The sequence below is a fragment of the Burkholderia sp. 22088 genome (genome assembly GCF_052045915.1).
Classification (GTDB): domain Bacteria; phylum Pseudomonadota; class Gammaproteobacteria; order Burkholderiales; family Burkholderiaceae; genus Burkholderia; species Burkholderia cepacia.
The window spans coordinates 19,401-39,972 of record NZ_JBQEPY010000008.1; the positions used below are offsets into that span (position 1 = coordinate 19,401).

At 68.9% G+C, this 20,572-nt stretch carries 16 protein-coding genes; 14 read left to right on the forward strand and 2 right to left on the reverse strand.

Annotated features, from left to right (window positions below; translation table 11 throughout):
* Positions 1-39 precede the first annotated feature (39 nt).
* The 7 genes from ACTJLD_RS16540 to ACTJLD_RS16570 all read left to right on the forward strand — a co-directional run bounded on the left by ACTJLD_RS16540 (position 40) and on the right by ACTJLD_RS16570 (position 10,362).
* Positions 40-1,491 (forward strand): aldehyde dehydrogenase, encoded by a 1,452-nt coding sequence (locus ACTJLD_RS16540; protein ID WP_059688106.1) that lies wholly within the window; start codon positions 40-42, stop codon positions 1,489-1,491.
* 101 nt (positions 1,492-1,592) lie between these two features.
* Complete coding sequence (locus ACTJLD_RS16545; protein ID WP_333974396.1) at positions 1,593-3,497, forward strand: feruloyl-CoA synthase; 1,905 nt, start codon at positions 1,593-1,595, stop codon at positions 3,495-3,497.
* A gap of 10 nt (positions 3,498-3,507) precedes the next feature.
* Positions 3,508-5,259, forward strand: a complete 1,752-nt coding sequence (locus ACTJLD_RS16550; protein WP_440659313.1) for an acyl-CoA dehydrogenase — start codon at positions 3,508-3,510, stop codon at positions 5,257-5,259.
* A gap of 169 nt (positions 5,260-5,428) precedes the next feature.
* Positions 5,429-5,923, forward strand: coding sequence for a MarR family winged helix-turn-helix transcriptional regulator (locus ACTJLD_RS16555; protein ID WP_027790251.1), 495 nt, complete (start codon positions 5,429-5,431; stop codon positions 5,921-5,923).
* 273 nt (positions 5,924-6,196) lie between these two features.
* On the forward strand, positions 6,197-7,402 hold the full coding sequence (gene mhpT / locus ACTJLD_RS16560) for a 3-(3-hydroxy-phenyl)propionate transporter MhpT (protein ID WP_059651509.1): 1,206 nt from the start codon (positions 6,197-6,199) through the stop codon (positions 7,400-7,402).
* A gap of 67 nt (positions 7,403-7,469) precedes the next feature.
* Positions 7,470-8,609: a porin gene (locus tag ACTJLD_RS16565; protein WP_027790253.1), complete on the forward strand. Its 1,140-nt coding sequence runs from the start codon at positions 7,470-7,472 to the stop codon at positions 8,607-8,609.
* A gap of 28 nt (positions 8,610-8,637) precedes the next feature.
* Complete coding sequence (locus ACTJLD_RS16570) at positions 8,638-10,362, forward strand: tannase/feruloyl esterase family alpha/beta hydrolase (RefSeq protein WP_440659314.1); 1,725 nt, start codon at positions 8,638-8,640, stop codon at positions 10,360-10,362.
* An 83-nt stretch (positions 10,363-10,445) separates the two neighbouring features.
* Here the strand turns inward: ACTJLD_RS16570 and ACTJLD_RS16575 are convergent, their stop codons facing one another.
* Positions 10,446-10,922 carry an Lrp/AsnC family transcriptional regulator gene (locus tag ACTJLD_RS16575; RefSeq protein WP_027790255.1) on the reverse strand — a complete coding sequence of 159 codons (477 nt, stop codon included), beginning with the start codon at positions 10,920-10,922 and terminating at the stop codon, positions 10,446-10,448.
* Positions 10,923-11,102: 180 nt separating this feature from the next.
* Between ACTJLD_RS16575 and ACTJLD_RS16580 the strand changes: the two genes are divergently transcribed.
* A complete protein-coding gene (locus tag ACTJLD_RS16580; RefSeq protein WP_440659315.1) occupies positions 11,103-12,335 on the forward strand; it encodes a diaminopropionate ammonia-lyase in 1,233 nt (410 codons plus the stop codon).
* A 49-nt stretch (positions 12,336-12,384) separates the two neighbouring features.
* Positions 12,385-13,569, forward strand: coding sequence for a M20 aminoacylase family protein (locus ACTJLD_RS16585; protein WP_440659316.1), 1,185 nt, complete (start codon positions 12,385-12,387; stop codon positions 13,567-13,569).
* 7 nt (positions 13,570-13,576) lie between these two features.
* Here the strand turns inward: ACTJLD_RS16585 and ACTJLD_RS16590 are convergent, their stop codons facing one another.
* Positions 13,577-14,305 carry a GntR family transcriptional regulator gene (locus ACTJLD_RS16590; RefSeq protein WP_060315860.1) on the reverse strand — a complete coding sequence of 243 codons (729 nt, stop codon included), beginning with the start codon at positions 14,303-14,305 and terminating at the stop codon, positions 13,577-13,579.
* Between the two features lie 172 nt (positions 14,306-14,477).
* On the opposite strand from ACTJLD_RS16590, the gene ACTJLD_RS16595 reads away from it, so the two are divergent.
* The 5 genes from ACTJLD_RS16595 to ACTJLD_RS16615 all read left to right on the forward strand — a co-directional run bounded on the left by ACTJLD_RS16595 (position 14,478) and on the right by ACTJLD_RS16615 (position 20,529).
* Entirely contained in the window at positions 14,478-15,776 is a 1,299-nt protein-coding gene (locus ACTJLD_RS16595; protein ID WP_440659317.1) for an MFS transporter, read from the forward strand.
* A gap of 51 nt (positions 15,777-15,827) precedes the next feature.
* A complete protein-coding gene (locus ACTJLD_RS16600) occupies positions 15,828-16,556 on the forward strand; it encodes a maleate cis-trans isomerase family protein (protein ID WP_440659318.1) in 729 nt (242 codons plus the stop codon).
* A gap of 10 nt (positions 16,557-16,566) precedes the next feature.
* Complete coding sequence (hydA, locus tag ACTJLD_RS16605; RefSeq protein ID WP_091920753.1) at positions 16,567-17,979, forward strand: dihydropyrimidinase; 1,413 nt, start codon at positions 16,567-16,569, stop codon at positions 17,977-17,979.
* A gap of 58 nt (positions 17,980-18,037) precedes the next feature.
* Positions 18,038-19,234, forward strand: coding sequence for a serine hydrolase domain-containing protein (locus ACTJLD_RS16610; RefSeq protein WP_175863623.1), 1,197 nt, complete (start codon positions 18,038-18,040; stop codon positions 19,232-19,234).
* A 77-nt stretch (positions 19,235-19,311) separates the two neighbouring features.
* Complete coding sequence (locus tag ACTJLD_RS16615) at positions 19,312-20,529, forward strand: serine hydrolase domain-containing protein (RefSeq protein WP_440659388.1); 1,218 nt, start codon at positions 19,312-19,314, stop codon at positions 20,527-20,529.
* Positions 20,530-20,572: the final 43 nt, after the last annotated feature.

Below are 20,572 nucleotides of genomic sequence, written 5' to 3' on the forward strand. Positions count from 1 at the left end.
CGCCGCCGCACGCAACCGGATCCGAGTGGAGACACGGAAATGCACGAAGTGAGTTTGTTGATCGACGGCGTGTCGCGCGGCGCGTCGGACGGCGGGACCTTCGACCGGATCGATCCGGCGACGGGACGGGTGGCGTCGCGCGCCGCCGCGGCGACGCTTGCAGACGCGGACGCCGCGGTCGCGGCAGCGGCGCGCGCATTCCCCGCGTGGGCCGCGCTCGCGCCGACCGAGCGCCGTCGGCGGCTGCTCGCGGCGGCCGACCGGATGGACGCGCGCGCGGGCGAATTCATCGAAACCGGCCGCGCGGAAACCGGTGCGATGGCGAACTGGTACGGCTTCAACGTGATGCTCGCGGCGAACATGCTGCGCGAGGCGGCCGCGATGACCACGCAGATCGACGGCGCGGTGATCCCGTCGGACGTGCCCGGCAGCCTCGCGATGGCCGTGCGCCAGCCGTGCGGTGTCGTGCTCGGGATCGCGCCGTGGAATGCGCCGGTGATTCTCGCGACCCGTGCGCTCGCGATGCCGCTCGCATGCGGCAACACGGTGGTGCTGAAGGCGTCCGAGGGTTGTCCGGGCGTGCACCGGCTGATCGGCAGCGTGCTGCACGACGCAGGGCTCGGCGACGGCGTGGTCAACGTGATCACGCATGCGCCGCAGGACGCGCCGGCGATCGTCGAGCGGCTGATCGCGAACCCGGCGGTGCGCCGCGTGAACTTCACCGGTTCGACCCGCGTCGGCCGCATCGTCGCGACGCTCGCCGCGCAGCACCTGAAGCCGGCGCTGCTTGAACTCGGCGGCAAGGCGCCGGTGCTCGTGCTCGACGACGCCGATCTCGACGCGGCGGTCGAGGCGGTCGCATTCGGCGCGTTCTTCAACCAGGGGCAGATCTGCATGTCGACCGAGCGCGTGATCGTCGATCGCAAGGTCGCCGATGCGTTCGTCGAACGGCTCGTCGCGAAGGCGCGCACGCTGAAGGCCGGCAACCCGGCCGCGCCGGGCGTCGTGCTGGGCACGCTCGAAAGCGCGGCCGCCGCGCAGCGGATCGCGGCGATGGTGGACGACGCGCGCACGCACGGCGCCGCGCTGCCGCTCGGCTGTGAAGTCGACGGCGCGGTGATGCAGCCGACGATCGTCGACGGTGTCACGCGCGACATGCAGCTGTATGCGGACGAATCGTTCGGGCCGGTGGTGACCGTGCAGCGCGTCGACGGCGACGCCGCCGCGCTCGCGGCCGCGAACGACAGCGAGTACGGGCTGTCGGCGGCGGTGTTCAGCCGCGATATCGCGCGCGCGATGCAGGTCGCGAAGCAGATCGAATCGGGCATCTGCCACATCAACGGGCCGACGGTGCACGACGAGGCGCAGATGCCGTTCGGCGGCGTGAAGGCAAGCGGCTACGGCCGGTTCGGCAGCAAGGCGTCGATTGCCGAGTTTACCGACCTGCGCTGGATCACGGTCCAGACCACGCCGCGTCACTACCCGATCTGAGCAGTCCCGGGCGCCGCGGCGCCCCAGTTGAGACAACGACACAATGAAGTCCCCGCCCGGCGCGCGCACGCGCGCGGGGCGGAACCGACCGGAGACAGAACTTGGATGCGGATCCGACCCAACTGCGCGACGCGGCTGCCGCGCAGCGCGTTCCCGCCGGCTATCGCCCCGTGGCGATCGGCACGGCACCGCCGGAGATCGTGCAACGCGACGGCTGCTGGACCTTGCGCGCGACGACCCCGCTCGGCGCGTACCCACGCCGGCTGACCGACCGGCTCGCGAGCGGCGCGCGCGCGCATCCGGACCGCTGGCTGGTCGCGCGGCGCGGGCCCGACGGTACGTGGATCGGCATCACGTATGCGCAGATGCTCGAGCGCGCCCGCGCGATCGGCCAGGCGCTGCTCGATCGCGGGCTGTCGGCCGAGCGGCCCGTCGCGATCCTGTCGGGCAACGACCTCGAACATCTGCAACTTGCCTTCGGCGCGATGTGGGCCGGCATTCCGCATGCGCCGCTGTCGCCCGCGTATTCGCTCGTGTCGAGCGATTACGGCAAGCTGCGCCACGCGCTCGCCGTGCTCACGCCGGGGCTGGTCTTCGCGTCGGACGGCGCGGCGTTTCGTGCCGCGCTCGATGCGTCGGTGCCGCCTGATGTCGAGCGCGTGGTCGTGTCGGCACCCGACGGGATGGATGGCGTCACGCGTTTCTCGTCGCTGCTCGACACGACACCGGGCAGCGTCGATGCCGCGCACGGTGCGATCACCGGCGACACGATCGCGAAATTCCTGTTCACGTCGGGGTCGACACGGCTGCCCAAGGCGGTGCCGACCACGCACCGGATGCTGTGCAGCAACCAGCAGATGCTGCTCGAGACGTTTCCGCAGTTCGGTCTGGAGCCGCCGGTGCTGGTCGACTGGCTGCCGTGGAATCACACGTTCGGCGGCAGCCATAACGTCGGCATCGCGCTGTACAACGGCGGCACGCTGTACATCGACGACGGCAAGCCGGTCGCCGGCAAGTTCGGCGAGACGCTGCGCAACCTGCGCGAGATCGCGCCCACCGTGTATTTCAACGTGCCGAAGGGCTGGGAAGAGCTGACCGCGGCGCTCGAAACGGATGCCGCGCTGCGCGAAACCTTCTTCTCGCGCGTGAAGATGTATTTCTTCGCGGGCGCCGGGCTGTCGCAGGCCGCGTGGGACCGGCTCGAGCGCGTGACGCTCGCGCACTGCGGCGAGCGCATCCGGATCATGGCGGGCCTCGGGATGACCGAGGCCGCGCCATCGTGCATGTTCACCACCGGGCCGATGTCGGGAGCCGGCTACATCGGCCTGCCCGCGCCCGGCTGCGACGCGAAGCTGGTGCCGGTCGACGGCAAGCTCGAGGCGCGCTTTCGCGGGCCGAACGTGATGGCCGGTTATTGGCGCGCGAGCGGCGACGACGCGCGCGAGGTATTCGACGAGGAGGGCTACTACCGCAGCGGCGATGCGGTGCGTTTCGTCGATCCCGCGCGGCCGGAGATCGGCCTGATGTTCGACGGGCGCATCGCGGAGGATTTCAAGCTGTCGTCGGGCACCTTCGTGAGCGTCGGGCCCATGCGCGCGCGGATCGTGTCGAACGGCGCGCCATACGTGCAGGACGCGGTCGTCACGGGGATGAACCGCGACGACGTCGGCGTGATGATCTTCCCGCGCGTCGACGATTGCCGTCGCCTGGCCGGCGCGGCACCGGATGCCGACGTGCGCACCGTCCTGCGGGCGCCCGCGGTGCGGGCGTTCTTCGCGGACCTGCTCGAGCGCCTGAACCGCGATGCGACCGGCAGCGCGACGTTCGTCACGCGGCTGTGCGTGCTCGATACGCCGCCTTCGCTCGATCTCGGCGAAGTCACCGACAAGGGTTCGATCAACCAGCGTGCGGTGCTCATGCACCGTGCGGCGGTGGTCGACGCGATGTACGAACCGGGCGCGGCCGACGCCGGCGTGATCGTCGCCGGCACGGCGCGCCGCGCATGAGGCGCGCGCGATGAGCAACGCGTATTGCGCGCCGTTGCGCGACATGCTGTTCGTGATCGGTGAATGGCTCGATGCGCCGGCGCTGTGGCGCCGCGTGCCCGACTGGGCGGAGCTCGACCTGTCGACCGCCGGGCAGGTGCTCGACGAAGCCGCCCGCTTCGTCGTTGAACGCATCGCGCCGCTCGATTCGGCCGGCGATCTCGAGGGCTGCCGGTTCGATGGTGCCGGCGTGACGATGCCGGCGGGCTTTCGCGATGCGTACCGCGACTACGTCGACGCCGGCTGGCCGACGCTGGCGCTCGACGCCGATTGCGGCGGCCAGGGGCTGCCGCATCTGCTCGACGTCGCGCTGCAGGAGATGCTCGCGGGGGCGAACCATGCGTGGCTGATGTCGCCGGGGCTCACGCACGGCGCGGTGGCGTGCCTGCGCGCGCACGGCGGCGAGCGCCTGAAGCGCGACGTGCTGCCGAAGATCGCGAGCGGCGAGTGGCTGACGACGATGTGCATCACCGAGCCGCAGGCGGGCAGCGATCTCGGCCTGCTGCGCACGCAGGCAGTGCCGGACCCGGCCGCCGACGGCTACCGGATCAGCGGCAGCAAGCTGTTCATCACCGGCGGCGAGCACGACCTGACCGACAACATCGTGCACCTCGTGCTCGCGCGGCTGCCCGATGCGCCGGCGGGAACGAAGGGGCTGTCGTTGTTCGTCGTGCCGAAGTGGCTCGACGCGCCGGGCGGCCGCGTGCGCAACGGCGTCTGGTGCGACGGCATCGAGAAGAAGATGGGGCTGAAGGCGAGCCCGACCTGCACGATGCGTTTCGACGCGGCCGCGGGCTGGCTCGTCGGCGAGCCGCATCGCGGGCTCGCGTCGATGTTCGTGATGATGAACGCGGCGCGCCTGCAGGTCGCCATGCAGGGCGTCGGGCATGCGCAGAGCGCTTGGCAGGCCGCGTCGGCCTATGCGCGTGAGCGCGTGCAGGGCAGGGCGGCGCCGATCGCGCAACACGCCGCGATTCGCCGCATCCTGCTCGATGCGCAGGCGATCGTCGAAGGCGAGCGCGCGATCGGCTACTGGATCGCGCACTGGCTCGACGTCGCCGCGCACGATCCGCAGCCGCCGGCACGGCTTGCGGCGTCGCGGCTGGCATCGTTGCTCACGCCGGTTGCCAAGGCGTTCTTCACCGCGAACGGCTTCGCGGCCGCGTCGAACGCGCTGCAGGTATTCGGCGGCTACGGCTACGTTCACGAATACGGGATCGAACAGACGGTGCGCGATTGCCGCGTGTCGATGCTGTACGAAGGGACCAACGAGATCCAGGCGATCGATCTGCTGGTGCGCAAGGTGCTGGGGGATCGCGGCGAGGCGCTGCATGCGCTGCTCGAGTTGATTCGCGCGGAAGCCGCGCAGAGCGTCCAGGCGGCAGCGGACGAGCGGGCGGCGGACGCCGGGGCGCGCGTCGCCACGCTGTGCGCGGACCTCGAGCGCGTGACGGCCGGCGTGATCCGCGCGAGCGAGCACGATCCGGATCTGCCCTACCGGGTCGCGGACGACTATCTCGCGCTGGTCGGCTGGCTGCTGCTCGCGTTCGCGTGGGCGCGCACGCTGCGCATCGTCGGCGATGCGCCGGGAGACGATTCGTTCCGTGCGGGCAAACGCGCGGTCGGCACCTACTTCTTCGACTATCCGCTCGCGGCATTCGCACACCGGCTCGCGCTGGTGGACGCGGGCTGCCGCGCGGCGTTGCCGGTTGCCGCGGCATAAGGTTCGTCCGAGCCGGGCGTGGACGGCCCCCTGGGCGGCTCGCCGGCCGGCGCGAGCCGCCGTGCGGGCCGATTACGGGCCGATTACGGGCCGATATACGGGCTGATTACGGCCTGATATACGGACCGCGTGAGGTAAGATGGCCCGCGATCCTCCTTCCGACACGTTCATGAGTTCGACACCCGTCAAACCGGCCGGCACGAAACGCACGGCCCGCGCCAGCGAAGCCAGGCCGCGCATGCGTTCGCAGCAGCGGCTTACCTACCTGATCGGCAATCTCGACCGGCTGCTGCGCCGCCAGATGAGCGATGCGCTCGCGCCGCTCGGTGTGACGCTCGCGCAGTACACGGCGCTGTCGGTGCTCGAGGCGCGCGGCGCGCTGTCCAATGCGCAACTCGCGGTGCGCTCGTTCATCACGCCGCAATCCGCGAACGAAGTGATGGTTGCGATGGCCGCCCGCGGCTTCGTGACGCGCGAGGCCGATCCCAGCCATGGCCGCGTGATCCTGCTGCGCCTGACCGACGAGGGCTCGGCAATCCTGCGCGAATGCGAGCAGGTGCTGCGGCCGCTCGAACGCCGGATGCTCGGCGACGACGTGAGCGCCGACGACGTCGCGCAGGTTCACCGCACGCTCGAGCTGTTCGTACGCAACCTGCGCGACTGAGCACGCCGCCGCGTCTTTCGTTCCGGTTTCTCCGGCCGCGCCGCGCCATGCCGCGGCATGGCGCGGGCCACGAACGGGTTGCGGGTTAACACCGCGCTCGCGACACTTGAAATATCAGGTTACCTGTTATTAAATCATCCCGTCCCTCGACGGGATTTTCTTTCGGGTTCTTAATCAGGTTACCTGATAAATAGACGAGACCCGATCACGATAAAGCAAGGACACCGCGCATGCGTTCCGCGTATGCCGCGCGAGTCACGGTTAGGAGACGACATGGACACTTCCGTTGCCGCAAGGCCGGCCGTCGCGACGACGCTCGGCCTGTGTTTCGCGATCGCATTGCTCGAGGGGCTCGACCTGCAGTCGGTCGGCGTCGCGGCACCGCGCATGGCCCACGAATTCGGGCTCTCGGTTTCACAGATGGGGCTCGCGTTCAGCGCGGGCACGTTCGGCCTGCTGCCGGGCGCGATGCTCGGCGGCTGGCTGGCCGACCGGGTCGGCCGCAAGCACGTGCTGATCGCGTCGGTCTGCCTGTTCGGGCTGCTGTCGATCGCGACCGCGCAGGTGTCGAGCTTCGCGATGCTGGTCGCCGTTCGCGCGCTGACCGGCCTCGGCCTCGGCGGCGCGATGCCGAACCTCATTGCCTTGTCGTCGGAAGCGGTCGACGCACGCTCGCGCAGCAGCGCGGTGGCCGTGATGTACTGCGGGATTCCGTTCGGCGGCGTGATCGCGTCGCTGATCGGCGTGCTGCTCGCAGGCGACACCGAATGGCGGCACATTTTCTATGTCGGGGGCGTCGGCCCGCTGCTGCTCGCGCCGCTGCTGCTCGCACTGCTGCCCGAATCGCGTGCGTTCCTCGACGTCAGCGCATCGGGCGCGGCGCGCCCCAGCGTCGGACAGACGCTGTTCGGCGGCTCGCGCACCGGCACGACGCTGGCGTTGTGGCTCAGCTACTTCTGCACGCTGATCGTGCTGTATTTCCTGCTGAACTGGCTGCCGTCGCTGATGGCCGCGAAGGGGCTCGCGCGCAGCCAGGCCGGGATCGTGCAGATCTTCTTCAACATCGGCAGCGGCCTCGGCGTGCTCGGCATCGGCATGTCGATGGACCGCTTGCGTCCGTCGCGCGTGGTCGGCGGCATGTACGCGGGGATCGTGCTGTCGCTCGCCGCGCTGGCGATCGCGCCCGGCCTCCTGTGGCTGTCCGCCGCCGCGTTCGCGGCCGGGATGTTCGTCGTCGGCGGCCAGTCGGTGCTGTATGCGCTGGCCGCGATCTATTACCCGACCGCGATGCGCGGCACCGGCGTCGGCTCCGCCGTTGCCGTCGGCCGCCTCGGCTCGGTGGTCGGGCCGCTCGCCGCCGCCGAACTGCTCGCCATGGGCCGCAGCGCGTCGGTCGTGATCGGCGCGAGCATTCCCGTCACGCTCGTCGCCGCCGTCGCTGCGCTGATGCTGATCCGGCGCCCGCAGGCGCACGACTGATTTCTTCCCATTTCAACCACGAGCGCCGGTAGAGCGCGATTACGACACAGGTCTGGAGACGAACACCATGAAGCACACCAAAGCCTTGCTGGCGGCCGGCGCATGCGCGCTGGCCGCGACCGGCGCGCACGCGCAGTCGAGCGTGACGCTGTACGGGATCATCGACACGGGCGTCGAGTTCGTGTCGCACGCGAACGCGGCCGGCGACCACGTGGTACGCATGCCGGGCGTGACGGGCGAGCTGCCGTCGCGCTGGGGCCTGCGCGGCACCGAGGATCTCGGCGGCGGCTACCAGGCGGTGTTCACGCTCGAAAGCGGCTTCAACGTGCGCGGCGGCGATCTCGGGCAGGGCGGCCGGCTGTTCGGGCGGCAGGCGTTCGTCGGGCTGAAGGGCGGCTTCGGCACGCTCGCGTTTGGCCGCCAGTACACGATGACCTATCTCGCGCTGCAGGGCGCGGACATCATCGGCCCCGACATCTACGGGCTCGGCTCGTTCGACGCGTACGTGCCGAACGGCCGCTCCGACAATGCGGTGACCTACGTCGGCACGTATCGCGGCGTGACGCTCGGCGCCGCGTACTCGTTCGGCCGCGACGGCGCGGGCACCGGCAACTCGCCGGGGCAGGGCACGTGCGCGGGCCAGGTGCCGGGCGACGCCACGCAGTGCCGCAACTGGTCGGTGATGCTCAAGTACGACAGCGCGTATTTCGGCGCGGCGGCGTCGTACGAGGAGCAGCGCGGCGGCACCGGCGCGGCCGCCAACTTCTTCGACGGCGTGGCGCCCGTTCCTTTCACGAGCAGCGGCGGCAAGGATGCGCGCACGCACGTGAGCGCGTATGCGCAGGCGGCCGGCGCGCGGATCGGCGCGGGCTGGATCGGGCGGCGCGTGTCGACCGGTTCGCCGGCCGCGCCGGGCGCGCATTCCGACCTGTTCTTCGTCGGCGCGTCGTATGCGGTGAAGCCGGATTTCGTCGTCGACGGCGAAGGCTACCGGATCGTCAACAGCGCGCACGACACGCGCGCGACGATGGCCACGCTGCGCGCGACCTATCTGCTGACCAAGCGCACGGCCGTCTACGCGCAGTCGTCGTATCTGTGGAACAGCGCGCATGCACGCTACGCGGTCAGCGGCGGCGGGCCCGGCACGACGCCCGGCGAAGGGATGGGGCAGCTCGGCGCGATGGTCGGCGTGCGGCACATGTTCTGATTCGGCAGCCTGACGAACGAGGGATATCTTGAACAGAAAATCTGCATTCCTTTGCATTGCGCCGCTGTCCGCGGCGGCGATGCTCGCCGGGTGCGGCGGCGACGATTCGGTCAACGCCACGCCGACACATATGAGCGCCGCGACGCCGGCCGCGATGGCGCAGACCTGCGACGCGCTCGCCGCGAAGCTCGCGTATGCGAACACGTCGTTCACGTCGGTGACGACCGCGGCCGCGGGTACGCTGAAGGTGGCCGGCAAGCCGGTCGCCGAGCACTGCGTGATCGAAGGGAAGATGAACGAGCGCGTGAGCGCGGTGGACGGCAAGACCTACGCAATCGGCTTCGAGATGCGCTTGCCGAAGGCGTGGAACGGCCGCTTCTTCTACCAGGCGAACGGCGGGCTCGACGGCAATGTCGTGACCGCGACCGGCGAGATCGGCGGCGGCGGGCCGTTGAACGATGCGCTGAACATGGGGTTCGCCGTGATCAGTTCGGATTCCGGGCACAGTGCCGCGCAGAATCCGCTGTTCGGCCTCGATCCGCAGGCGCGCATCGACTACGGCTACGGTGCGGTCGACGCGCTCACGCCGATGGCGAAGCAGGTGATCCGGCTCGCATACGGCAAGGCGCCCGACCGCAGCTATTTCGGCGGCTGCTCGAACGGCGGCCGTCACGCGATGGTTACCGCCGTGCGCAACCCGGCCGACTACGACGGCATCATCGCGGGCGATCCGGGTTTTCATCTGCCGAAGGCGGCGATCGGCGAGATGTACGGCGCGCAGCAGTTCGCGAAGATCGCCTCGGCGACCGGGACGAACGGGCTGCCGGACATCCGCAGCGGCTTCACCGACGCGGAGCGGCAGTTCGTCGGCGCGAAGATCCTCGAGAAATGCGATGCACTCGACGGCACGGCCGACGGGATGGTGCAGGACGTCGCCGCGTGCCAGGCGCACTTCAGCGTCGAGTCGGACGTCCCGACTTGCGCGAACGGCACGCGCACGGGCGCCTGCCTGACGCCCGCACAGAAGACCGCGCTCGAGAACGTGTTCACGGGCGCACGCAACAGCGCGGGCACGGCACTCTACGCGGGCTTTCCGTACGACCCGGGCATCGCCGGTGGCGGCTGGGCCGCGTGGAAGCAGTCGAATTCGATCACGCTCGATCCGGCCGCGATGGCGTTCACGTTCACGACGCCGCCGAAAAGCGCCGCGACGCTCGCGAACCTGCCCGGTTTCGCGCTCGGCTTCGACATGGACAACGACGCACCGGCGATCTTCGCGACGAACGGCACGTACACGCAATCCGCGTGGACGTTCATGACGCCGCCCGACGAGACGAACCTGTCCGCGCTGAAGGCGCGCGGCGCGAAGCTGCTCGTCTATCACGGCACCGGCGACCCGGTGTTCTCGTTCGACGACACGCGTGACTGGTATGCGCGGCTCGCACAGGCAAACGGCGGCGATGCGTCGGATTTCGCGCGCCTTTATCCGGTGCCGGGGATGAACCACTGTTCGGGCGGGCCGGCGGCCGACCAGTTCGACCTGCTGACGCCGCTCGTCGCGTGGGTCGAGCAGGGGCAGGCGCCCGCTACGGTGGTGGCCGCCGCGCGCGACGCGACGAACGCGGTGCCGAGTGCGGATGTGCCGGCGTCATGGGGCGCGGGTCGTACGCGCCCGCTGTGCCCGTATCCGCAGGTGGCGCGCTACAACGGTTCAGGCGACGTGAATTCGGCGGCGAGCTTCAGTTGCCGCTGACGTAGCCGTCGATGGGAAACGGCCGGTGCGCGCGATCGGGTGCCGGCCGCTTCATGTGTGCAATCGCTCACTCGTTCACTTACTCATTCGCCCGGATCGACCGGCACCTCGAGCCCGACCTTCACGCGGCTCATGCTCACCAGCGTCTTGAACCGCTTCACGTTGTTGTTCGCGAAGAACAGCTCGCGCGTGAGCGCGTTGTACTGATCCATGTTGCGCACCGCGACGATCAGCACGAAATCCCATTCCCCCGTCACGTAGTAGCACTGCTGGATCTGCGGGCAGCGCTCGAACGCACGTTTCATCGCGTCGAGCTGGTCGATCTGCTCGCTTTCGACCTCGACGTTGACGACGATCGTCAGCGGATGATCGACCTTGTCCGGTGCGACGACGGCGGTGTAGCGCTCGATCACGCCGTCGTCCGCGAGACGTTTCAGGCGCCGGTTCACGGCCGCGGTCGACAGGTTGACGCGCGCGCCGAGTTCGCTCTGCGGCGTCTGCGCGTCGCGCTGGATTTCCATCAGCAGCTTGCGATCGAACGCATCGAGTGGGGTGGTCATGATGGTGCGTGAAACCTCGAAAGAATGAGAAATTTTTGCGTATGGACGGTCGATTCGGCGATTTTATTGACCGGGATGCGCAATATTATTTTTCGGACCGACGGCGAGCGCAACCCGCGCTTGCCCGATCCGATCCACCCGACGGGCCGCCGGCGCGGCCCTGTTCCCGAGCCTTTCGCCATGCTGATCGCCAACCCCCGCGCATCGCGCGCTGCCTATCCCCACGCGCTGCGACGCGTGATGAACATCGCGTCGGCCGACGAAAGCGGCGCGTGGCTGTCGCACTGGCCGCTCGTCGGCCACGCGCACACGCCGCTTCGCATGCTGCCGGATCTCGCCGCGCGGCTCGGCGTCGCGAGCGTCAGCGTGAAGGACGAGTCGTGCCGCTCGCCGCTCGGCAGCTTCAAGGCGCTCGGCGCGCCGATCGCGCTGGTGCGGCTCGTGAAGCGGCTGCGCCGCCAGCAGGATCTCGATCCGCAAGGGCTCGTCACCGGCCGCTATGCGTCCGAACTGGCCGACCTGACGGTGATCAGCGCGACCGACGGCAATCACGGCCGCGCGCTCGCCGCCGCCGCGCGCGCGATCGGCTGCGGGTGCGTGATCGTGCTGCACGCGAACGTCGACGCGGAGCGTGAGCGCGCGATCTCCGCGTACGGCGCGCGGATCGTGCGCATCGCGGGGAACTACGACGAATCGGTGGTCTGCGCGGCACAGCTCGCGCAGGCGAACGGCTGGTATGTCGTATCGGATACGTCGTACGACGGCTACGAGGCGATTCCGCGCGACGTGATGCAGGGCTACGGCGTGATCGCCGCCGAGGCCGCCGCGCAGGCGGCGCCGGACGGCGGGCGGCCGTTCACGCATGTGCTGCTGCAGGGCGGCGTGGGCGGCCTCGCCGCGGGTGTCGCGAGTTATCTGTGGGAGCGCGACGGCGTGGAGCGGCCGCATTTCATCGTCGTCGAGCCGCGCCAGGCCGACTGCCTGTACCAGAGTGCACTGGCCGGGCGCGCCACCAAGGCGACCGGCAGCGTCGATTCGGTGATGGCCGGGCTCGCGTGCGGCGAGGCGTCGCCGCTGGCGTGGGATTTCCTCGAGATGTGCATCGACCATTTCATGCTGATCGACGACGAAGACGCGGTGCAGGCGATGCGCGGCCTCGCGGCCGGCAGCGAACGCGACGTGCCGGTCGTGGCCGGCGAATCGGGCGCGGCCGGCGTCGCGGGGCTGGACGTGCTGATGCGCGACCCGGCACGCGCGCGGCAGGTGGGGCTCGACGCGCGTTCGCGTGTGCTGGCGATCAATACGGAAGGCGCGACGGCGCCGTCCGTGTACCGGAGCTGCGTCGGCGAGTCGGCCGACGCCGTGCTCGCGCGGCAGCGCGACTGGCTGGCCCGCGCGACGGTGGCGGCCTGAACGACATCACGACCGACGACGACCGACTACGACCGACGAGGCAAACGCAATGGACGCAATCGACACAATCGACGAAAGCACGCTGCAGGGGCAACTGAAGACCTGGCGCCGCCACCTGCACCAGCATCCGGAGACGGGTTTCGAGGAGGTGAACACGTCGGACTACGTCGCGCGCATCCTGACGACGCTCGGGCTCGACGTGCATCGCGGGATCGGCGGCACGGGGCTCGTCGCGAACCTGACGGCCGGTACCGGCAAGCGCGCGATCGGCATCCGCGCGGACATGGACGCGCTGAACATCGCCGAGCACGCGCCGGGCCGCGAACATGCGTCGCGCACGCCGGGCAAGATGCACGCGTGCGGGCACGACGGCCACATGTCGATGGTGCTCGGTGCGGCACGACTGCTGGCCGAGCGCAAGGATTTCGACGGGACGGTGCGTTTCATTTTCCAGCCGGCCGAGGAGCATGGCCGCGGCGCGAAGGCGATGATGGCCGACGGGCTGTTCGAGCGCTTCCCGGTCGACGCGATCTTCGGCGCGCACAACATGCCGGGCATGCGCGCGGGCACCTTCTTGACGCGCGCGGGCGGCATCATGGCGAGCGAGGACAACTTCGTGATCCGGATCGACGGGCGCGGCACGCATGCGGCGCGCCCGCACATGGGCATCGATCCGATCGTGATCGGCGCGCAGGTCGTGCTCGCGCTGCAGACGATCGTGTCGCGCAATCTCGATCCGGGTCAGCAGGCGGTGATCTCGTGCACGGAGTTCATCACCGACGGGCTGCGCAACGTGCTGCCGTCGACGGTGACGATCAAGGGCGACACGCGCAGCTATTCGCGCGACGTGCAGGCGCTGCTGGAAACGCGGATGCGCGAGATCAGCGAAGGGATCTGCCGCACGCACGGCGCGGCGTGCACGTTCGAGTACACGCACGAGTTCGCGCCGACGGTGAATTCGCCGGAGTGGGTCGACACGGCGGTGCGGGCCGCGGCGCAGGTCGCGGGCGCGGAGGCGGTGAATGCCGACGTGCAGCCGATGATGATCTCCGAGGATTTCGGCGCGTTCCTGCAGGCGGTGCCCGGCAATTTCGTGTTCATCGGCAACGGTGAAGCGGGTGGCCTCGGCGGCGTGCCGCTGCATAACGCGACGTACGACTTCAACGACGCGATCCTGCCGGTGGGCGCGCGGTATTTCGCGGAAGTGGCGCGGCGGGCGTTGCAGGCGGCCTAGCGGATCGTCAGCCGGCAGCCTTCACGCGCCCGGCCGAGCGCTGTTCCGGCGCGTCGGCCGTGCGCGTGCGATCGAGGATCGCGAGCACCTCGCGCGCGGTGTTTTCCGAATGGCTGCGCAATACCTGCGGCAGCACCGCATGGTCGGGGTCGGCGAGCGCGGCCATGATGTCCTCGTGCTCGTGCAGCGACTCGGCCCAGCGCAGCGTGTCCGTGTTCGCGGCGCCGCGTGCGCGGTGCACCTTCGACATCAGCGACGCATAGATGCCCGACAGCACGGGGTTGCCGGCCGCGTCGACGATCATCTGATGAATCTGCTGGTTCAGCCGGAAATACTCGATGCGCTTGCCGGCTTCATGACACTCCACCATCTTCCGGTGCTTCGCCTGCAGCGCGGCGAGCGTCGCCGTGCCGATCCGCTTGCGCAGCAACTCGCCCGCCATCGCCTCGAGCCCGTGCAGCAGCTCGAACGTCGAGACCAGGTCGTCGAGGTCGATCGACGCGACGCGATAGCCGATGTACTGGCGATGCGTGACGGCGCCTTCCGCGACGAGCACCTTCAGCGCTTCGCGCAGCGGCGTTTTCGACACGTCGAACGCGAGGCTGAGTTCCTTTTCGTCGATCCGCGCGCCGGGCGGCAATTCGCCCTCGTCGATCATCACGCGCAGGCGCGCGGCGATCTCGGCGGCCATGCCGCGCGTGCGCAGAAGCAGGGGATTGCGGGGTGTCTGGCTCATGATGGTGCGAGCTTATCACGATATCGGGGCTTACCCTGCACCAACATCGTGATAAAAGAATCTCAATTAAACCAAGCGTTTACGCTAACGGTAATTATAAATTTCTAATCCTATACTCGACTCCACGTTGCGCGACGTCCTGATCATCCTCGTTCACTCCTGGAGTCCGTCCATGTCTTCAACCTCCGGTGTCGCCGCCATGACGGTCGGCAAATCCGCTGTTCGCTGGAAGATATTCGTCGTGATGCTGAGCCTCATCGCGATCAACTACGTCGATCGCGCATCGCTGTCCGTCGCCATGCCTTACATCTCGCAGGAGTTCAATATCGGGCCCGCGATAGAGGGTCTGATCCTCAGCTCGTTCTTCTGGACCTATGCCGTGATGCAGATCCCGGGCGGGATGCTGGCCGACCGGTTCAAGCCGCGTATCGTGATCGCGACGGCGACCGTGTTCTGGGGCTTCTTCCAGGCGATCGCCGCGTTGTGCACGAATGCACCGTCGCTGCTGCTCACGCGCCTCGGCCTCGGCGCGGCCGAAGCGCCGATCTACCCGGCCGGCGGCAAGCTCAACGCGATCTGGATGACGCAGACCGAGCGCGGCCGCGGCGCCACGCTGCTCGACGGCGGCGCGCCGCTCGGTGCGGCCCTGGGCGCGGTGCTGATCGCCGGGCTGATCGCGGTGCTCGGCTCGTGGCGGCTCGCGTTCGCGGTGGCCGGCATCGGCACCGTGCTGGCCGGGCTGCTCGCGTGGCACTACATCCGCAACTCGCCGCGCGAGCATGCGGGCGTCAACGACCTCGAAGCCGAATACATCGAGGCGTCGCATGCGAGCGATCTCGCGGCCGAGCCGGCCGGCGCGTCGGGCCGTTCGCGCGACTTCTTCAAGTACCGCTCGGTGTGGTGCATGTTCTTCGGCTGGATGTGCTTCAACAGCGTGTTCTACGGGCTGCTCACGTGGATGCCGAACTACCTGCACAAGGTGCACGGCTTCGACATCAAGCAGATGGGCGGCTCGACCTTCATCATCTTTTTCAGCGGCTTCGTCGGCGAACTGCTCGGCGGCTGGATCGCCGACAAGTGGAAGGCCGCGGGCGGCCGCCCGAACGTCGTGATGCGCACGCTGTTCGGCATCGCGGCGGTGATCGCCACGGTGTCGATCTTCTCGGTCGCGTATGTGAAGGACGCCGTCGTGTGCGTCGCGCTGCTGTCGTCGACGCTGTTCTTCCTGCGCTGGTGCGGGCTGTACTGGTGCATCCCGTCGTCGCTCGGCACGCGCAACAAGATCGGCTTCCTCGGCGGCCTGATGAACCTCGGCGGCAACATCGGCGGCGTCACCGTGCCGATCGTCGTCGGCGCGATCGTGCAGTTCACCGGTTCCTATTTCCTTGCGCTGATGGTGTTCGCGGCGGCCGGCGTCGGCCTGCTCGTGTGCTCCAGCGCGATCGACTACGAAAACAAGCTCCCCGTCTGACCGACCCCTTTCACTGCATCGACTGCATTCACTGGTAGAGAGAAACCCGTCATGAAAAAACGTACCCTGCTCGGCATGCTCACCCCGTCCTCCAACACGTCGCTCGAACCGCTGACGAGCGCGATGGTCGCCGGCCTGCCGGGCGTGTCCGCGCACTTCGCGCGCTTTCCGGTCACCGAGATCTCGCTGACGGGCCAGGCGCTCGGCCAGTTCGACGATGACAAGATCATCCAGGCCGCGCTGCTGCTCGCCGACGCGAAGGTCGACGTGATCGCGTGGAACGGCACGTCGTCGGGCTGGCTCGGCTTCGAAGCCGACGAGCGGCTGTGCGAGCGCATCACCGCGGCGACCGGCATTCCGGCCACCACGTCGGTGCTCGCGCTCAACGAGATCCTGAAGAAGACGAACGCGCACGAGTTCGGCCTCGTCACGCCGTATCTCGACGACGTGCAGACGAAGATCGTCGACAACTATCGCCGTTCGGGGCTGAACTGCATCGCCGAGCGTCACCTGAACCTGAAGGTCAATTTCTCGTTCTCCGAAGTGACGGGCGACGAGATCGGCAACATGGTGCGCGAAGTCGCGGCGGCCGGCCCGCGCGCGATCTCGATCTTCTGCACGAACCTGAACGCCGCGCACCTGGTGCCGGCGCTCGAGGAGGAAACGGGCATCCCGATCTACGACACGATCTCGACCGTCGTGTGGAAGGCGCTGCAGCTTGCCGACTACGACACGCGGCAGGTGAAGGGCTGGGGCCGTCTCTTCAGCGAAGTGATCTGAGGCGGGCGCCATGTCGAACGATCTCGATTTCGTGATCCGGCACGCCGACGTCGTCACGGCGGCGGACCGGTTCTCGTGCGACATCGGCATCCGCGCGGGGCGCGTGGCCATGCTCGGTCACGGGCTGCCGCGCGCGCCGCGCGAGCTCGATGCGAGCGGCATGCTCGTGATGCCGGGCGGCGTCGATGCGCACTGCCATCTCGATCAACCGATGCCCGACGGGCTGCGGATGGCCGACGATTTCCTGTCCGGCACGCGCTCGGCGCTGTGCGGCGGCACGACGACCGTGATCCCGTTCGCCGCGCAGGCGAAGGGGCAGTCGCTGCAGGCGGCCGTCGACGACTATCACCGGCGCGCCGAAGGGCGTGCGCTGGTCGACTACGGCTTTCACCTGATCGTCGCCGATCCGACGCCGCACGTGCTGGCGGAAGAATTGCCGCGGCTGATCGCGAACGGCTACACGTCGTTCAAGGTGTACATGACCTACGACGACCTGAAGCTGAACGACCGCCAGATGCTCGACGTGCTGTCGGTCGCGCGCGAGCACGGCGCGCTCGTGATGGTGCATGCGGAGAATTCGGACTGCATCGGCTGGCTCACCGAGCGGCTGCTCGGCGACGGCCACGTCGCACCGCGTTTCCATGCGCATGCGCGGCCGGCCGTGGTCGAGCGCGAAGCGACGCATCGTGCGATCGCGTTCGCGGAACTCGTCGACGTGCCGATCCTGATCGTGCACGTGTCGGGCGCGGAGGCGATCGAGCAGATCCGCTGGGGGCAGTCGCGCGGGCTGCCGATTCTCGCCGAAACGTGCCCGCAATACCTGTATCTGACGGCCGCCGATCTCGGCCATGACGATCACGGTTATGAAGGCGCAAAGTGCGTATGCAGCCCGCCGCCGCGCGATCCGGCGAACCAGCAGGCCGTGTGGAAGGCGTTGAAGCAGGGCGTATTCTCGGTGTTCTCGTCCGACCATGCGCCGTTCAGCTACGACGATCCGTGCGGCAAGCATCCGGGCGGGCAGGCCGTTTCGTTCGACCATATCCCGAACGGGATTCCGGGGCTCGAGACGCGGCTGCCGCTGCTGTTCGACGGCGTGCGTCGCGGGCGGCTGTCGCTGCACCAGTTCGTCGAGCTCACGTCGCTGCGCCCCGCGAAGCTGTACGGGCTTTATCCGCGCAAGGGGACGATCGCGGTCGGCGCCGATGCGGACATCGTCGTGTGGGATCCGGACAAGCGCGTGCGGATCGCGAATGCGTCGCTGCATCATGCGGTCGACTACACGCCCTACGAAGGGATCGAGGTGACGGGCTGGCCGCGTCATTGCCTGTCGCGCGGCGAGCTGCTCGTCGAGGATGGCCGCCTGCTCGCGGCCGAGCCGGGGCGCGGGCAGTTCGTGCCGGCCGGCAAGCCGTGCCTCGATTGACGTCCATCGATGTGAGCGCCCGTTCCACGCGGCTGGCGCGGTTTAAGCAGGAGCAAGGATGAGTATTTCCAACGCAATGCGCGGCATCGCGGCCGCAGCGATCGTCGCCGGTTCATGCGGCGGGCCGGCGCTGGCCGCCGGCGGCGCGCCGCAGGACATGCCGAGCGTCGTACCCGAATCGGCCGGCGTCGATTCGGCGCCGCTCGTGCGGCTGTCCGAATGGCTGCGCCGCGACCGGATGGACGTGCGCAGCCTCGTCGTCGTGAAGGACGGCAAGATCGTGTTCGAGCGCTACGGTGACGGCCTCACGCGCGATCACAACTACGAGCTGTATTCGGTGACGAAGACGATCACCGCGCTGCTCGCCGGCATCCTCGACGGCGAGGGCAAGCTCGCCCCGTCGACGAAGGTCACGCCGCTGATCGCGGCCGCGCGGCCCGATCTCGCGAGCGAACTCGCGGACAAGCGGGACATCGAGCTGCGCCACCTGATGTCGATGTCGAGCGGGCTGCGCTACACGACGCGCGAAGGCACCGATCCGCTGTACTACGAAGCGCCCGACCGGCTGAAAGTCGCGGTGACGAGCCGCGCGGCGCAGCCGCCCGGCACGCAGTTCGACTACATCGACGTGAACCCGGTGCTGGTCGGCACGGCCGTGTCGATCGCCGCGCGCGAGCGCGAGGACGCGTTCGCGCGTTCGCGGCTGTTCGAGCCGCTCGGTTTCGCGCACTACCGCTGGAGTGGCGCCGACGGCACCGGCGCGGTGGCGGGCGGCTGGGGACTGCGGCTGCGTGCGGTCGACATGGCCAAGATCGGCATGCTGCTGCTCGACAACGGCCGCTGGAACGGCAAGCAGATCGTGCCGGCCGGCTGGATCCGGCAGATGACGACGCCGTCGCCGGCCGCGGCCGATTACGGCTACTACTGCTGGATCAGTCACGTCGTCGAACACGGCACGCCGGAATTCGGCGCGATGGGCTTCAAGGGGCAGTTCATCACGGTGCTGCCCGCGCAGCGCGCGGTCGTTGTCATGACGAGCCTGCTGCCGACCGACGGCGGCTTGCGCGACGCAACCTACCTGAACCTGTATCGACGGATGGTGAACGACTACATCCTGCCCGCGCTGACGCCGGCGCAGCCGCCGGTCGAGCGCGCGGAAACGACGCAGGCGCTGCGCGACGAGCTGGCGCGCAGCCGCGAGACGAAGGGCGTGCCCGGCACGGCCGCCGCATTCAACGATGCGCCGGAGATTTGATAAAGATGACGAACATGATCGCCAATCCGGATGCATGGCCCGATTCGCGGCGGCCCGCATCGCGTGCCGCGCCTTTCATGCGCCGGCTGCTCGCGCGGCTTGCGACGCTGCTGATCGGCAGCGGTGCGCTCGCGCCGGTGCCGACGCTGGCGGCAGCGCATGCGGCCGATGCACTGCCGCCGCTGCATGAAACCGGTATCGAAGCCGCTGCGCCGGAGGACGCCGGCGTCGATTCGCGCAAGCTCGTCGAGCTGTCGCGCTGGATCCGCGAGCAGAAGCTCGACGTCTACAGCCTGCTCGTCGTGAAGGACGGCAAGCTGATCTTCGAGCGCTACGGTGCGAACGCGTCGCGCGATTCGACCTACGAGCTGTACTCGGTGACGAAGGCCGTGACGTCGCTCGTCGCGGGCATCCTGGTCGATCAGGGCGCCGTGCATCTTGACGAGCCGGTGGCCGCGCGGCTCGCCGCGTGGCGCCCCGACCTCGGCGGCGCGCTCGCGGACAAGCGAGGCATCGAGCTGAAGCACGTGCTGTCGATGTCGAGCGGACTGCATTACGACTTCAGCCCGAAGGACGATCCGATCTACTACACCGCGCCCGACCGGCTGAAGCTTGCTGTCTCGGCCGCGCCGAAGGTCGCGCCCGGCACCGCGTTCGACTACACCGACGTGAACCCGATCCTCGCGTCGGCGATGTTGAGCGCGGCGGCCGGCGAACCCGTCGAGCGCTATGCGCAGGCGCGTCTGTTCGCCCCGCTCGACATGAAGCGCGCGACATGGGAGCGCGCGGATCGCACGGGGCTCGTGTCGGCCGGCTGGGGGCTGCGGCTGCGCGCGGTCGACATGGCGAAGATCGGCATGCTCGTGCTCGACGGTGGGCGCTGGCAGGAGCGGCAGGTGGTGCCGCAGGCGTGGATCGCGCAGATGACGTCGCCGCGTGTGTCGGCGCATTTCGGCTACTACTGGTGGATCAACAACATCGTCGAGAGCGAGCCCGAATTCGACGCGATGGGCTTCAAGGGGCAATTCATCACGGTGCTGCCGAAGCGCAACACGGTGATCGTGATGACGGGCGTGCTGCCGATTGACGGTGGCCTGCGCGATGCGGAGAACGTGAAGCTGTTCCGCCGGATGGTGAACGGCTACATCCTGCCGGCGCTCGATGGCGGGCGGGCGTCGGGGCCGGGCTCGGGCGGCGCCGATACGCGTGCGGCGCTGCGCGACGAGCTTGAAGTGAGTGCGCGCTCCGCAGGCGTGCCCGGCACGCAGGTCGATCCGACGGATCTGCCGAAGTAGCCACGGCGATACGCGTGAGGCGCAGCGTGTGGAACCGGAAGCG